The sequence below is a fragment of the Desulfovibrio sp. TomC genome (genome assembly GCF_000801335.2).
Lineage (GTDB): Bacteria > Desulfobacterota > Desulfovibrionia > Desulfovibrionales > Desulfovibrionaceae > Solidesulfovibrio.
The window spans coordinates 1-729 of the sequence record NZ_JSEH01000194.1 but is presented as its reverse complement, the minus strand read 5'-3'; the positions used below and the strand labels follow the sequence as shown (position 1 = coordinate 729).

The 729-nt window shown below is 59.1% G+C and carries 1 protein-coding gene; it reads left to right on the top strand.

Annotation, left to right across the window (positions count from 1 at the left end; genetic code table 11):
• Positions 1 to 165 precede the first annotated feature (165 nt).
• Entirely contained in the window at positions 166 to 726 is a 561-nt protein-coding gene (locus tag NY78_RS22105) for a recombinase family protein (protein WP_043641497.1), read from the top strand.
• The last annotated feature ends 3 nt before the right edge of the window (positions 727 to 729 follow it).

The window sequence follows — 729 nt, the reverse complement described above, 5'->3', positions numbered from 1 at the left end:
CCTCAACGAACTATTTTGTTTATTATGTCCATTTGGACTAGACCCTAACCAGATGTCAGGGGGCGTCACCGTAAAGCGTCAGAATAGATCTGTATTTGCAATTTCTTGACGGATTCCGCGCAAAACTATAGATTTCTACCTGATACTTTCGGCTCAGGAGGCATCTTGCAGGGGCACCGCATCGGCTACGTCCGCGTCAGCAGTTTCGACCAGAACCCGGAACGGCAGCTCGAACACGTTCAGGTGGATAAGGTGTTCACCGACAAGGCGTCGGGTAAGGACACGCGACGGCCACAGCTCGACGCGCTGCTCGCCTTCGTGCGCGAGGGCGATACGGTGGTGGTGCACAGCATGGACCGCTTGGCGCGCAATCTGGACGACCTGCGTCGCCTGGTGCACAGCCTTACCCAGCGTGGCGTGCGTATCGAATTCGTGAAGGAAAGCCTGAGCTTCACCGGCGAGGATTCACCAATGGCTAACCTCATGCTGTCGGTGATGGGGGCGTTCGCCGAGTTTGAACGCGCCTTGATCCGAGAGCGGCAACGCGAGGGCATCTCGCTCGCCAAACAGCGAGGTGCTTACCGGGGGCGCAAGAAGGCGCTCGCGCCAGATCGGGTGCTCGAACTGCGGCGTCGTGCCGCTGCCGGCGAAAAGAAGGCGCCGCTCGCCCGCGAGTTCGGCATCAGCCGCGAAACCCTCTACCAGTACCTCAAAACGAACGACTGACCA